The organism is Acinetobacter sp. A2 (assembly GCF_012371325.1).
GTDB lineage: Bacteria > Pseudomonadota > Gammaproteobacteria > Pseudomonadales > Moraxellaceae > Acinetobacter.
This window is the reverse complement of record NZ_JAAZQX010000047.1, coordinates 1-14628: the sequence shown is the minus strand read 5'-3', so window position 1 is coordinate 14628 and position 14628 is coordinate 1. Positions and strand designations below refer to the sequence as shown.

The 14628-nt window shown below is 38.8% G+C and carries 16 protein-coding genes and 1 pseudogene; 6 read left to right on the top strand and 11 right to left on the bottom strand.

Annotated elements, in window-relative coordinates:
* Window positions 1–19: 19 nt before the first annotated feature.
* The 3 genes from HHA43_RS12490 to HHA43_RS12480 all read right to left on the bottom strand — a co-directional run bounded on the left by HHA43_RS12490 (window position 20) and on the right by HHA43_RS12480 (window position 2797).
* The gene (locus HHA43_RS12490) at window positions 20–826 is read right to left on the bottom strand and encodes a DUF4917 family protein (RefSeq protein ID WP_168542718.1); all 807 of its coding nucleotides are present in this window, start codon (window positions 824–826) and stop codon (window positions 20–22) included.
* Between the two features lie 444 nt (window positions 827–1270).
* Window positions 1271–1789 carry a tetratricopeptide repeat protein gene (locus tag HHA43_RS12485; protein ID WP_000447193.1) on the bottom strand — a complete coding sequence of 173 codons (519 nt, stop codon included), beginning with the start codon at window positions 1787–1789 and terminating at the stop codon, window positions 1271–1273.
* Window positions 1790–2407: 618 nt separating this feature from the next.
* A complete protein-coding gene (locus tag HHA43_RS12480) occupies window positions 2408–2797 on the bottom strand; it encodes a hypothetical protein (RefSeq protein ID WP_227524347.1) in 390 nt (129 codons plus the stop codon).
* On the opposite strand from HHA43_RS12480, the pseudogene HHA43_RS13320 reads away from it, so the two are divergent.
* From HHA43_RS13320 to xseB, 5 genes and pseudogenes are all read left to right on the top strand, one after another.
* A pseudogene (locus tag HHA43_RS13320) lies at window positions 2782–2901 on the top strand (type II toxin-antitoxin system death-on-curing family toxin); the annotation flags it as partial. The gene HHA43_RS12480 and the pseudogene HHA43_RS13320 overlap by 16 nt on opposite strands.
* A 161-nt stretch (window positions 2902–3062) precedes the next feature.
* The gene (locus HHA43_RS12470; protein ID WP_168542716.1) at window positions 3063–4181 is read left to right on the top strand and encodes a Fic family protein; all 1119 of its coding nucleotides are present in this window, start codon (window positions 3063–3065) and stop codon (window positions 4179–4181) included.
* 74 nt (window positions 4182–4255) lie between these two features.
* Window positions 4256–4558, top strand: coding sequence for a hypothetical protein (locus tag HHA43_RS12465; RefSeq protein ID WP_095706046.1), 303 nt, complete (start codon window positions 4256–4258; stop codon window positions 4556–4558).
* Between the two features lie 200 nt (window positions 4559–4758).
* The gene (gene xseA / locus HHA43_RS12460) at window positions 4759–6024 is read left to right on the top strand and encodes an exodeoxyribonuclease VII large subunit (protein ID WP_168542714.1); all 1266 of its coding nucleotides are present in this window, start codon (window positions 4759–4761) and stop codon (window positions 6022–6024) included.
* The gene (gene xseB, locus HHA43_RS12455) at window positions 6014–6208 is read left to right on the top strand and encodes an exodeoxyribonuclease VII small subunit (RefSeq protein ID WP_005180690.1); all 195 of its coding nucleotides are present in this window, start codon (window positions 6014–6016) and stop codon (window positions 6206–6208) included. Before xseA ends, xseB begins: the two co-directional genes overlap by 11 nt.
* Window positions 6209–6387: 179 nt before the next feature.
* Here the strand turns inward: xseB and HHA43_RS12450 are convergent, their stop codons facing one another.
* The 3 genes from HHA43_RS12450 to HHA43_RS12440 all read right to left on the bottom strand — a co-directional run bounded on the left by HHA43_RS12450 (window position 6388) and on the right by HHA43_RS12440 (window position 8623).
* Window positions 6388–6597, bottom strand: coding sequence for a hypothetical protein (locus HHA43_RS12450; RefSeq protein WP_168542712.1), 210 nt, complete (start codon window positions 6595–6597; stop codon window positions 6388–6390).
* 158 nt (window positions 6598–6755) lie between these two features.
* Entirely contained in the window at window positions 6756–8054 is a 1299-nt protein-coding gene (locus HHA43_RS12445; RefSeq protein WP_016658936.1) for a Y-family DNA polymerase, read from the bottom strand.
* Window positions 8051–8623 (bottom strand): LexA family protein, encoded by a 573-nt coding sequence (locus HHA43_RS12440; protein WP_005180682.1) that lies wholly within the window; start codon window positions 8621–8623, stop codon window positions 8051–8053. Before HHA43_RS12440 ends, HHA43_RS12445 begins: the two co-directional genes overlap by 4 nt.
* A 394-nt stretch (window positions 8624–9017) precedes the next feature.
* On the opposite strand from HHA43_RS12440, the gene HHA43_RS12435 reads away from it, so the two are divergent.
* On the top strand, window positions 9018–9332 hold the full coding sequence (locus tag HHA43_RS12435) for a transposase (RefSeq protein WP_168542710.1): 315 nt from the start codon (window positions 9018–9020) through the stop codon (window positions 9330–9332).
* 127 nt (window positions 9333–9459) lie between these two features.
* Here HHA43_RS12435 and HHA43_RS12430 read toward each other — a convergent pair whose 3' ends face one another.
* From HHA43_RS12430 to HHA43_RS12410, 5 genes are all read right to left on the bottom strand, one after another.
* Window positions 9460–11199, bottom strand: a complete 1740-nt coding sequence (locus tag HHA43_RS12430; RefSeq protein ID WP_156188714.1) for a protein kinase family protein — start codon at window positions 11197–11199, stop codon at window positions 9460–9462.
* Window positions 11200–11209: 10 nt separating this feature from the next.
* Window positions 11210–11938 (bottom strand): hypothetical protein, encoded by a 729-nt coding sequence (locus HHA43_RS12425; protein WP_156188715.1) that lies wholly within the window; start codon window positions 11936–11938, stop codon window positions 11210–11212.
* On the bottom strand, window positions 11938–12771 hold the full coding sequence (locus HHA43_RS12420; RefSeq protein ID WP_156188716.1) for a vWA domain-containing protein: 834 nt from the start codon (window positions 12769–12771) through the stop codon (window positions 11938–11940). Before HHA43_RS12420 ends, HHA43_RS12425 begins: the two co-directional genes overlap by 1 nt.
* Before the next feature lie 517 nt (window positions 12772–13288).
* Entirely contained in the window at window positions 13289–14221 is a 933-nt protein-coding gene (locus HHA43_RS12415; protein ID WP_156188717.1) for an IS5 family transposase, read from the bottom strand.
* Window positions 14222–14316: 95 nt separating this feature from the next.
* Window positions 14317–14628: DUF4236 domain-containing protein (locus tag HHA43_RS12410; RefSeq protein ID WP_168542708.1), on the bottom strand; the 312-nt coding region annotated here is incomplete at its 5' end.

Genomic DNA, 14628 nt, shown 5'->3' with positions numbered 1-14628 from the left:
TAAGGAAATTTTGGCAATTTTAAGAAAGCAGAATCCTGATAGGATAAGGGTTCTGTGAAATTTGTCGTGTACAGAGTAATTTTTTATAACATGAGTTCAAATATGGATTATGCTGAATTCTACTAAGTTTAGCTTCGTAATTAGGTTCTGATACAAATAATGGAAATTTTCCAACAGCTAGATTTTCTTTTACATGATCAACAATACTCTTACCTAAGTGATCTTTAAATGTATGTTTGTTAATAGTCACTTTACTATCATATAAATGCAGTCCTCCATGTAGATAGAAAACATTTTGATCGCTAGTATTTTCCCAACTATTGTATCTAAAACCGTCCTTACTAAAATATCCTGTAGGAGATATTTCTTTTTTATTAATGACCCAATAAAGCAATAAGTCATAATTTAATGTAAACACTTGAGAAAATTGTTTAATGAATGGCCTTGCTTTTTCATACTGGCTTGTTGATACAAAATTGGATGTTAAGGGATGAGTATCAGAAATAACTTTAACTAGAGAATTTTTCAACTGTTCTTGATCACTTTGTATTTCAATAATTTTATTTTTATCTACATCATATAATTCACATATCTTTTGTGCTGACTCTAATATTCTCATGATCTTTTCAAAATCATAGGTATCGAATTCCGTAAATAACTGACGAATTTCGAGATCTCTGGTACCAAAATCAGCTTTATCAAATAAAGACTTATAATTAAAAATTTCATGACTCCATGCTTGAGAAAAGCCATTTGCTAATAATATTGATACTTCAGATTTATTAGATATTGAATCAAACTTATCTTTAAAATTACCTATTTTCATTTTTAAAATAAAATATAAGAGTATGATAGTAATTAAATTATATCATAATTTCGACTATCCTAGATAAGGTCACCCAACTCATCTATCAGACGTGAAGATCTTTACAAATAGCTTCTTAAGGTTCATCACCGGTAATCCTCCCTAAAAATAATAGGATCTAAAAGTAAAGTTTTCTCTTAAAATATAGGCAGGAGATTCTGCATGAAACCAACTATCTAGCTAGCAAAAATCTTATATGATCAGTCGGCAGACAATACAGGTTTCATTCAGTATCGTAAGAATTTAGGCTCGTAAACCCAGAAAAATGTGGAACATAATTATTCACATAAAAAGCCCATTCGAGGGTGAATGGGCTTTTTTAAATTTTGCAAGATGTTGATTTAAAACAAATATTTTATTTATTTCGCATAAGGTGTATTATGTTAATTTTAGGAAATATTAAAACTAATTTTCAGACTTATCCCACCAACTTTGAGCTAAATCAGTATTTTTAGGAATACCTATACCATCACGATACATAACGGAAAGACTTCGCATTGCTTTCTTATTACCTAACTTTGCAGCCTTTTCACGAAGTTCAAAAGCTTTATTAATATTAACTTCTATTCCGCTATCTGCACGAGTATATAGATCAGCTAACTCAACCATTGATTCAGAATGGCCATTTTCTGAGGCTTTCTGAAACCACTTAAAAGCTTTTTGGAAATGTTCTAAAGAATCGTTTTTGTCATCATCTTCCATTAATCTAGCATAGGTAACATATCCATCAGCTAACCAAAACATTGCTGCTACATTTCCATTTTCTGCTGATTTAAGAGCCCAAACTTCAGCTTGATTTTCATCTGAATCAACACCATGACCATATAGATAAATCTCGGCTAATTCTAACTGAGCAGAAGTATCTCCATTTTCTGCTTTCGCTAATAAATCATTAGAAAAAACAGGTTCTGCAAATGTTTCCATTGAAAGGCAAACTCCTAAAGCCATAAAAATATTTGTTAATTTATTCAATTTTTAACCTTTAAACTAAACTGTTAGGCTTGTATATTTTTATATCATACCTAAAAGAAAACTCTAAAATTAGAGTATGTCTTATCTCTATTTAACATAATGGGCATTATTCGAAATTTATGGAAAATAGTATTATTTATCAATAACTTATGATATAAAAAATCGGGGGCGCAAACCCAAAAAGTCGATTTGGAAACAAGTCGGCTTTTTTCTATTCGATCCTGGCATCTTTCGCCAATCAATTTGTTTAAAAAATAGTCTTTTTTTGCGGCTTTTCCTGATTCTATCAGGTGTCCATGGCAAAAATTATCCCCAATTTCTGCGGATAAAACCGGGACAACTTTTAGCCAGATTTGTACGCCCTGGCGCACAAACATTTAGGGATTTTGCGGCTAGGGGATCTGTAGTTTTTTGCTTATGATGAAGTCATACAGGAACAGGAAGTTCCGAAACATACAACAATAATGATAAGTTCAAGCACCAGGACGTGAGGTAGAACAGCAGCCTACCTAGCAGCCAAACACGAAAAACCCCGATATGTCGGGGTTTTTTATTGTCTAACTATGGTAATTAGTTAGTGGTATCTAATTGGTTCTGATTGATAAATTCAATCAGCGTATTCTGAATAAATTCTTCTAACTCAATACCTTGCTCTTTAATTAAGTTTTCAGCCTTTGTAATCGTTTCGCTATCTAATTCAAATGAGATTTCTGCTGAAGTCGATATCAATAAATCATAGTTGTTTTCTACGATTTTTCTAAAGACTCCCTCTGGATTATTCTTTAAGGGCACGTTGAAGGACAGTCGAAGAGCGCTGTTAATAATTTCAACATGGGTATATCCAATATGTACTGTACTTTTTCCTACAAATCCTAAGTGTTTCATAATGATTTTTAAATGTAGTGATAGCAATATCATCATACCTGAAGTAAGGATCAGAAAATATTCAAGGTGTTTCAATTAAAGATGATACTGAGCTTGATGATCTTATGGTTGATATTGTGGAATCACAAGACGAACACGAAATTTTGGCTTTAAAAGTTTCAGATTTTCTGAAAATTTAAAATAACCACAAAGACACCAACAATTCGACTTTAAAATAAGTCGGCTGATGCAAATTCTGACAAATAGATGAGCTAATTAAACATTATATTCAGCTCATATTGTGAGCCGAATATATGCTATATTTAACTCATCTTGGAACGATTCGAGTTATAGATTGAAGATGCAGGAATGGATTTGGCAAACAGAAAACTGGACAAACTTCACATGGCAAGATGAAATCATCCTGCCTAAAACTAGACAAATACATCAAAAAATAGGAATTCTTCTTGGGCAAAGTCAGCATGATTTAGCGAAAGAACAATTTACTTTAGATACTCTAGTTGCCAATCTAGTTGCTTCATCAGCGATTGAAAATGAAACTCTAAATGTTTTTTCATTGCGATCATCTCTAGCTCGACGTTTGGGCGTTACTCTTGAACAACCTTATCCAAGCTCAGACAGATCAGAAGGTCTAGCGAATATCATGCTCGATGCGCTTAACAATGTGAAGCAACCGCTCACAGTTGAACGCCTCATGCAATGGCATCGTTGGCTTTTCAATGACCCGGATTGGACAATGCAACGTTTACGCATTGGTCAACTCAGAGGCTCAGAACCTATGCAGGTCGTTTCAGGTCGATTGGATTATCCTACGGTACATTTTGAAGCTCCTCCTAGAGAGGGGCTAGAAAGTCGCTTAAATGCCTTTATCGAGTGGTTTAACCATAGTCTGACCGATTCCTTGCTTGACCCCCTTTTACGCGCAGGCATTACTCATTTATGGTTTGTGACGCTACATCCTTTTGATGATGGTAATGGTCGTATTACACGTACACTGACAGATCTTGCCCTGGCTCAAATGGATGAACAGAGCATTCGTTTGTATGCCATATCTCCTGCGATATTAAACAAACGCAAAAGTTACTATGACATCTTGGAGCAAACCCAAAAAAATGATTCCAATATCACAGATTGGCTGGTCTGGTTTTTAGATACCTTGAATGACAGCCTTGAAACAACCTTAAAGCGGATCAATCGAACTTTATTTAAAAGTCAGTTTTGGCATAAATATTCTAGTTTAGACCTGCATGAAGGGCAACGAAAGGTTTTAAACCGTTTATTGGATGGCGGGGAAAATGGCTTTGAACATGGCATTAGTGCCTCACAATATCAAAAGGTTGCTAAAGTCAGTAAGGCAACAGCTACCCGCCACTTATCTGACTTGCTTGAAAAAGCATGTATAGTCAAATTAGAAGGTGGTGGACGTAACACACGTTATCAAATCAATACTCAATTATAGAAAGACAAAGAGATTAACTATGATGAATTACTTTGCACAGGATCCCTTCTAGGTAATGTTACCTAGGAGGAATCATGAAAAAACTGAAATATCAGTACCAACAGTCTATCAAAGCACATCCTCATGATTATTTTTGGAAAAAATATCCTAATCTGAGAAGTGTTTATTTTAAAAAGTTCAGTACGCAACAAGAAAGAAGTTTTTATTTCATGCATTGCATTGAATATAAAGACTATCCGCTCAAAATACGTGTTGCCCGTGGTAGTGGTTTGCCCTATATTTGGGATGATTTCCCGACTTATGTCTATAAATTTTCCAAAAGTTGGAAGCACAATTCCAAACGGAAAAACCAGTACTATAAAGAACATGCGAAATGAGAGCACTTGATAAGCTTACTGGATAAAAATTGGAGTCTGACCCGTTTATCCTCAGCGCAAAATAGTCAAATCTTGATGAGAGGCTTTCAGCACATTGTGGACATACATGGCAATGCTCCAGATTTTCCAAACAATTCTATGCTTTGAAATGAAAGCTGTTATTTTGTAGGATCAAATGACCGCATTCCGTATTTTCTTTCATGTCAGAAACCCAACTCAGTCTCAGTGAATACCTGACCACCGTACAGGAAGTCATCCAGCTGACTTTCGATGAAGCGGTATGGGTCAAAGCCGAGATCCGTAATCTCAGCATCAAAGGCGGGCATTACTATCTGGAACTGGCAGAGAAAGATGAAGACAGCCATAAAGTGATTGCCAGCTGTAAAGGCACCCTGTGGAAATTCACCGCACAAAAAATCGTGTTAAGGTTTGAACGGGAAAGCGGCATTGAACTGTCCAGAGACTTGAATGTCCTGATCAAGGTCAAAGCCAAATTTGATCCGCAATATGGTTTCTCCGTCAATATTGAAGATATCGACTCCAGCTTCACCTTAGGTGACATTGCCAAACGCTATCAGCAGATCCTGCAGCGCCTGACCCAGGAAGGCCTGCTCAATAACAACAAACAGCTACCGGCACCTTTTGATTTGCAGAACGTACTGGTCATCGCCCCGGAAAATGCCGCCGGGCTGGGAGACTTTAAAAAAGATGCCGATGCCCTGGCTCAGGCGGGTGTCTGCCACTTCGTTTATCATTCAGCCACCTTCCAGGGCAATACTGCCCCAACCAGCATCATGCAGGCTCTGGCCAGTGCACTCAGGCAGTGGGCTCAAGATTACCAGACCGCTCCCGACCTAATTGTGATCATCCGTGGGGGTGGAGCAGTGAATGATCTGGCGTACCTGAACGACTATGATCTGGCTGCACTGTTGTGTAAAAGAACAGTGCCGATCTGGGTGGGCATTGGCCACGAGAAAGACCGCACCATTCTGGATGAAATCGCGCATCGCTCCTTTGATACCCCAAGTAAAGTCATCGCCGGGATCCGTAACCTGATTGTCGAACGGGTCAATGAAGCCAGTACTGCGCTGCAAACCATCAAACTGCTGTCCCAGCATCAGCTGACCGCCTATCAAAGCCAGAATGACCAGTATCTGAAAACCATCCAAACCCTGGCACAAAGCCAGCTCAATGATGCGCAGCGTAGAGTTGATCTGCTGAAAAGCGATACCCAGTATTTTGCCCAGCAACAGCTGCGGCAGGCTGTACAGCAGACCGAATCCCTGATGCGGGAAACCTTGCTACAGAACCCACGAAACGTGATGGCTAAAGGCTATGCGATTGTCCGCAGTCAGGGCAAAGCCATCCGCTCAGTGCAACAAATCACTGGCCAGCAACTCCAGATCGAACTCCAGGATGGCATGATTGATGCCACCGTGACACAGGTAAATACACATGAACAATGAAGAACTCAGTTTCAAACAGGGCTACGAGATTCTGAAGAAGAATGCCGAACTGCTGGAATCGCAGGAAGAACCGGATATTGATAACCTGATGGCGATCGTTGAAGAATCCATGACCGCCTACAAAGCCTGCAAATCAAGGATTGAGGCGGTTCAGCAGGCGCTCAATGACACCTTTAAGGAATAGAAAAAAAGCCTAAGGACCATAAAAACGCTTTGTCTGTTCAGTACGTATTCCTGTACTTAACTGTATAAAACCATGTGTTAGGTACAAAAATATGGACTTAACGATAACGATCAAACCGGATCTGAGCACTCGACCGATTGAACAGGAGAATACCGTCCGTTACTGCAATCCATGCCGGTCTACCTATCAGTGTTTTGAATCTCGTGAAAAACCCCGTGTTCATCTACCTGCATGTGTGGAATCGGGGTATGGGTCAGTTCTGCGATCGTAATCAGGTTTGCGGACATTTGCTTGCCCAATAACGCTCTAGCTTCCGTTACTTTGTCAGAAACTTCACTGGCTTGAGCTGATTCTTCTACAGGGATTTCGTCCTTTGTTGTTTTAGCCATGCGATTTAAGCCTCCTGAGTTGCTTGCAATATGATGAGCTCAATGTTTTACCATAGCGATATGAGTATCTTCCCAGCAGCGATCCGTCCGCAATAGGGGGGCTGGATAGATGTCCGGTTGTTAATTGTCACCTGTTTAACCTAAAAAGGGGTGTTGGCTTAATGGGTAATTTTCAATAATCCCTGCCAGCTGAAATAGTTCTGGGTCAGATGTGTCCGGTTCATCGACCATTTCCGCTGTGGTAAATAACACGATCCCACTGCCAGTTTAGTCTTGCCATATCTGGCTTGCACGGCTTCTAAAGCCTGCATCAGCTGTTCGTTGCTTTCACGCTGGCGATGGTCTGTAAGCAGATCAGGCACATAGCGGGTCTTGCTGACCAGACCGGTCAGAATCACCCCACATTTTTTATACTTTACCTCTGGCTTATAGATGCCTTGCAGTAACTGCATCGCAGCATGAATCAGATCAAGTACACAGTCCGTGGGTTCCGGGAATTCAAAGGCCAACGATTTGCTGTAATACGCTGTGTTTTGATCAAAGGGATTGGATTGCACAAAAGCAATGATACAGCCACACAGCGAGGCATCCGCACGCAAGCGCATGACTGCATCTTGCACATACTTACCCATGGCTTCTTTCAGATCATCCAGCTCAGTAATCCGTTCTCCAAAGGAGCGGCTAGCCACAATCTGCTGCTTGGGTGCAGGAGCATCCTCCAGTTGCAAACAGGAGATGCCCTGTAATTCCAGCACCGTGCGCTGCATCAGCACTGAAAACAAACTTCCCATGCGATGCGCATCCTGCATGGCCAGATCCAGTACCGAATGGATGCCCATCTGGTTCAGCTTTTTGACCAGCTTACGTCCCACACCCCAGACTTCACCCACCTCAATTCCAGCATACAGCGTTTCCTGATCCAGATAATCCAGCTCCAGCACATTGCATACGCCTGCAAAGCCAGGCCATTTCTTGGCAAGGTGATTGGCTAGCTTGGCTTCGGTCTTGCTGCGACCAATCCCGATGGATACCGGCAACCCGATCCAGTCCCAGATCCGCTGTTTCATCTCTCTGGCATAGCGGGTCAAGTCAAAATGCTGTGCATAACTGGTTAAATCCAGAAAACATTCATCAATCGAATAGATTTCCTGTTCATGCGGAGCCACATAACCGGCCAAAATCGAATGGAAGCGATTTGACATTTCCGCATACAGGGCATAGTTGCTCGACAGCACCACCACTTGATGCTGCCGGACAATGTCCTGAACCTGAAACAACGGAACACCCATCTTGATGCCCAGGGCTTTGGCCTCATTACTGCGGGCCACTGCACAACCATCATTATTGCTCAGCACAATCACTGGACGGTGATTCAGGCTGGGATTAAACACCCGTTCACAACTGACATAACAGTTGTTGATGTCGATCAGGGCATAAATCCGCTCGGGGCTGTTCATCTGAACTTCTTGATGACACTGGTGACTACACCCCAGATCAGCAGGGTCTGACCGTCTTTCAAATGGATATCCGCATAATCCGGGTTTTCCGCCTGTAACCAGCGTTTGTCGCCTTCAATCATCAGTCGTTTGATGGTGAAATCATTGTCGATCAGGGCCAGAACAATATCACCATGCTTGGGCTCAATACTGCGGTCCACGATCAGCTTGTCCTTCAGATCAATCCCGGCATCGCGCATGGAAAGCGATTCCACCTCAACGATAAAGGTAGCCTGCTGGTTCTGGATCAGGAACTCGTTCAGATCCAGGGTCTTGTCGATATAGTCTTGGGCTGGGGAAGGGAAACCTGCAGCCACCTTTTGCAAGGCAACCGGAATCTCATAATGTGTTCTGGCTTCAACCGGAGTAATCGAAGCAACATCATTGCGGGCTGGTTTTTTTATCTGATCCAGATACTGCCTGATCTCCAGTACACGGGCTTCGGGAACCCGGATCACTTTGGTTGGGCCTTCATGAACTGGTTTGCGACCAGCACCTTCACGGGCACCACCATGCTGAAATTCATCCATTTTACTTGTTCATCTTGATTGTGTAACATAATCAAGATGGTAAAACAGCAGTGGAAAAAAACAACTCCATTCGTCGGATTGTGTTCTGAATATCTATCTCACCAGAAGGTGGTTATAGATTACTTAGAGCAATCAAACTTGAGCTAAAAATTATTTGCAGCCCAAGCTGTTGAGGTTCAACTTCTACTGCAGAAGGTTTAAATCAAACCTGAGGGAACATGCCACGTGCATAAGAAAAAGGGCACTGTTGCAAATAACCACTAATGGTAAGCTGAATCCTCTTTTAGCTAAAGGTGCAGCATATGAATCCCTTCCATGGTCGGCATTTTCAGGGTGAAATGGCTTTGTTGCACAAACCTATCTGTAAAGGCTTTTTCAGCGATATAATTTTCAAATGAAGAAGCCTACACACAAAATCTACCGCACAACCAATTGGCCCGCATATAACCGAGCACTCATGAGTCGCGGAAATATTGCCATTTGGTTTGATCCTGCTACGCAATGGTATGCGCCATCAAAAGGCAAACAAGGGCGAAATCAAACCTACTCCGACGCAGCCGTTGAAACTAAGATGCATTGCATCAAATTATTAGGAGATAAGCTCAGTGCAAGGAGTTTTGATAGCCAAGTGAATGAGATCCATGCACGTGTAGCAGTCCTTAACAGATTTACGGAATTAGGTCGACCACTTACCCAAGTTACGCCTTAAATTTGGCTCAATTAGGGGCGCTTTGCATTTCAAATCTTTGTGCAACAAAGCCACCTTAATAACGGATTTGTTTAACGCCAGCATACTTTTTGAAACACCACCCGCAAAAGGTCTATTGCCTTAAATTTCAACTGCAAGCCTTCAATGCCACTAAAATAATTACAATCAAGATCACCCAAGTAATTACTTGTTCACCATTAAATCCCTTCCTAACTTTATTTTGAGAAGAATTATTTGTAGGTATTGATACTTGGGAGTTAGTAGTAATTTTCTGATTATTAGCAGTTGTAATTGGTTTCCGATTTGAACTATTTATAGCGTTATTAGAGGAAGTATTTATAGTATTACTAGTTGTAGAATGTATTTTACTCAAAATTGCTTGATTAGAAGATTTAGCTGCATTTGTAGAATTTGTGCTTATAGGTTGAGTATTTTGCACAGAATATGGTTGCCCTGTTATTTGAGCTAGAATATCTTTATTAGATACTCTTATTGATGAATTACTTATTGTACTAGATTGTTTTTTATAAGCTAATCGTTTCTTCGCTTCAGTCTCATCAATTGTAAATAATTGACCTTTCTTTGAGACAGTGATTGATATATGGGAATATTTATATTTTTTACTCTTATATGGTGCTTCCATTAAGCCCTTGATACTTACCCATTTACCAATCCAAGAACTATCCGGCTTATCTAGAATAGCATCTAAGCCTTCACTCCAAATTGTGATTTTGAATATATTTCCTTTCCAATCTCCAAAATTAATAAATACATATGGCTTACCATATCGAGTAATATTCTGAGTCACATCGGTAATCTTACCAACCACTTCAACTTGGTTACCAATTTGTTGGAGACAGGCGTTGTAATCCATTGCTGAAATAACTGGATATGGACTTATGTATTCATTAACAACTACAGCGCGGCTAACATTTTTAGATACAATATGAACATTACTTAAATTAGGTATATTTAGACCAGCAATGAAGTCACTTAAACTTGGAATCGTTTCTAATTTAGTGAGATTACATATTGCAGCAAAGTTTTTAACATGATCTTTTAAAGTTGGATATGTGCTTAATAGTGCAAATGTTTGGGAGGCATTAGGATTAGAAAAATCTGTTGAACGAAATACAATAGAATCTTGATCTGACTTTGTTTTGTCCCAAATAGTGGAATCAGTTGCCAGTGCTTTACATGCTAGCCAAAGTAATATCAATGAAAATCTATCAAGTTTACTGTTATATGGGTTTAACTTAGCTCGATAAGGATGTTGAAAGTTAATATGTCCTAATTCAGAACTACCTAAACTTGCTATGGAATCAATATACATACCATCATAATCAATCAACTGGATTGAAGATCCAGAATTAGAAATCATTAAGTTTCCGGTTTGTATATCACCATGAGCAATTGAATTACTCTCTAAATATTCTGATAACTTTACTAAAGCATTTGATAAATTAGTTATATAGGAAGGTTTATCATAATTATCTTCAAGAAACTCACCAAGGGTAGTTCCTACAGCCCATGCCATTTTAATGATTGGATATGGATTGCCATCTACCATGATTCCTTTAGGCTGGAATTCAAAATCCAAGAAAAATGCAGAAGACAGGTTTTTTAATTTTTTAGAAATTTCTAAATAACGTTGTTCTAAAGATTTTGATTCTTTATGAAAACACCTTACGGCATATTTTTTTGAACCGCATTCAATTGTATAAGTTAAAGCAAATCCACCACTAATAGCTAAAGGTACACCGAGTCCTGTCTTTTTAACGTTACCTTTTGCTAGTTCACTATCAGTTAATAATTTACTATGAAGCTGAAATGCTTCATTGTATTTTTCAAAAGATGGATAACTCATGATCGTATACTTATATCTCTAAAATCACTAAAGTGGTGTCATCTACTTTTAGACTCCCTCTACTACGACTAAATCTTACTAATCTATTAAATTTTCTTTCATTAATGGTGAGAAAGATGTTAACCAACTTGTTATGATCAATAACTGTCATAGTACGACAAAACCAATCTGCCAATGCATCTGTTGCACAGATAGCTACTATTGACTCATCATTCGATAAAATTGGTATTTCCAAATAATGATTGCTATTTTCTTTACTGAAGTCGATAGAACTATTTAATTCAATTTTCGTAGAAATTAGTGTGGGATTTGCATGAAAATCAGGAATATCAAATGTTTGGTGATATGTATACTTGCCATCATTTTTTTTGAAAAAAAATATAAAGCTGTCCCCAAATAATCTAGTGATAATTTTTTTATTAACAAAATCTAGATTGATACTTGCAAATGTAGAAAAGCTCCCACGTTGATAGGCAGACAATTGGGACCAACTCATATTATTAAAATCATGTTCTAATACATATTTTTTAGCTGCATTATTTAACCAATCATCGTTTATATCATCACTCTCAACAAAAGAGTCACAAATAATTTTTGCCCATAATTGGGAGTTATAAGATTCGCTAGCTCCATCACATAGAATGAATTTGGTTAAATCATTTGAGAAAGCAAATGAATCTTCATTTGCTTTCTCTTCCCCAATTTCTTTTGGATGAGTACCTTGGAAAACAACTTTCATTATCGCAGCTGAGAGGCTCTTGTACCAATATCAAAGAAGTCTACGATATCAGAAGCTTCAGCATTAAAAATAAAGCCTCTTGATTCACCACTTACTTTAAAGCCTTTATCTTGGGCATAACCTACTAAATGAGCAGGTAACTCACTAGACATTCTAAATAACATTTTAGAATAGGCATCAGGTAAAACATGTTCGCTTGAAGGTAAAATGATAGGAGAGTTACTTAGGGCACTAACATGCAAATTATAAATTAATACAGAGCCATCATTTGTACCAATTTGACTTAGATGATTCGCAATTTCTTCCGGATCACCATCATTAGATTCACCATCAGTAACATGTAAGATTGTTGGAGGATAACTATCTGGATGGGCATCACACCATTCAGCCAAAACTTCAGCGGCTTTAGTTAGTGCTGCACGCATTGGAGTACCGCCATTAGCAGTTGGTTCAAACCACATTGGGAATTTAACAGCAACTTCTAATATTCCACCAGCACCATCATCCATCTTACGTTTACGGTCTTCGATTCTAAGAGGATTTTGTTCAAGTAATGAAATAGGATTCATAACCTGATTGCCCAAAACACCAGTAAATCCATTAGTTACACCTTGATGACCGTACCCTAAGACACCAATATCAAAATAATCTCTGATGCCTTCTGATTTAGAGCATCTTGTAATTAAGTCCATAAGTGTTTTATTAAGGACATCAGATACAAATTCAGCTTTAGTTCTTCCGGATGACATTTTGTCCATCATAGAACCTGATTGGTCAACTAAAAACAAAAATGCAGTTGGCGAAGTTCTACTAATTTGCGCTTCGTGTGACATTTTTTCCTCTTTTTAAATATATCTATAAAGTTATGATAAGTACTCTATTGGATTTTATCCATTATAAATAGCGAATTTTTCAATAATATTTAGTCCTACATCCGATTTTTGCTGTTGTGCTTGAGCTATACGCTTTTCTAGTGATGCCCTTTGTTTTGCTTGCCCATAATTACTCTTATTTTTAACTTAACTATTTATATTCCATGATTTTTTATTAATTTTGAGTAGACCTTGCATTAGTCAAAGTTTAAACAGCCGTAAGCTATATTTTATAAGATTTTAGCTGATTCAAAAATTAGGTAAAAGCACACTTTCGCAAGAGGTTTAATATATAGCAGCAGTTCGCAATCAATTGATGGAATTATAGGCAGCTTAGAAAGCCCAGACATTTGATCAAATGACCAGCATGTTGTTCACTGCCGTATAGGCAACTTAGAAGTATTATTTTCAGTTATACTTATGCAAGGCTTTGTTGCACAAAGATTTAAAAAATAGAACTACCCTAAGCGACTCAAATTTAAGTGACAACTTGGGTATGAGCTCGGCCTAATTCCATAAATTTATTTAATACTGCCACACGTGCATGAATCTCATTCACCTGGCTTTGAAAACTCCGTGCACTGAGTTTATCTCCCAATAATTTGATGCAATGCATCTTGGTTTCTACCAAGCTTCGGCGATGATACCCAGACCACTGTTTCCAAATTGCTCTTCCTAGGCATTTAACCGCTTTCAACAATTCATTTCTTTCTAAAGATCTCAGCTTTTTGTCTTTCCAGGGCTTCGCATTTTTTCTTGGCGGAATCACCGCATGTGCCTGTCGATCTGAAATGACTTTTCTGCAGTGTTTCGTGTCATAAGCACCATCTGTATATACAGAATCAATCTGCTCATCAAGTGGAATTTGATCAAGTAAATCCTCGAGTACTTGTGAATCACTGACATTGTTTGTCGTGAGCTGAACGGCCCGTATTTGCAGCGTTTCAGCATCTATACCAATGTGAAGTTTACACCATTGGCGACGATATTCAGGCTGATGTTTCTTACGTTTCCATTCACCTTCACCTAAAAACTTTAAGCCAGTAGAGTCGACGAGTAGGTGGAGACCATCACGACTTTTTTGATAGCGAATTGCAATATCAATATGCTTTTGTCTTCTACAAATAGTCGAATAATCTGGCGCTGTCCAATCTAATCTACAAAGTTTAATGAGGCTCTGAACAAAGCCAGTGACCATGCGTAAAGAGAGTCGAAATAGTGATTTGATCATAAGGCAGCATTGAATAGCCGCATCAGAATAAGTTTGATTTCTACCATGTTTGCCTTTTGGTTGTGCATACCATTGAGTAGTCGGGTCAAACCAGATCAAGATATTTCCTCGATTCACCAAAGCTCGGTTGTAAGAAGACCAATTGGTTGTGCGATAGGTTTTAGGTGCGGGCTTATTCATTTGAGAATTATATTGCTAGATAAGCCTTTACAGATAGGTTTGTGCAGCAAAGCCCCTAGCGGAATAAATGTTATGGGTACAAAGGTCGGCTAATTCTAAAAAATAATAGCCCCGACAATAAAACAAAATAATCCAAAAATTACCCAAATCCAGATATTCGATTTGGGTTTCTCAGTATGTGATGTATAGAGTGGTTGTTGTTCCTGAGCAGGAATTTTTTGGTTGCCTGCTCTTTTTTTATAGGGTTGGTGCTTGGAATAGGATAGGCCTGTGCCTGGAATACCAACGCTGGTTCGGGTGCCTTTTTTGCCAATATTTAAAGAAGCGCCGGGTTTGCCAATGCTTGCACTGCTGATGCCTTTATGCGTCAGATTGATTTTTAATCCAGGTAATATTTTAATACTCTT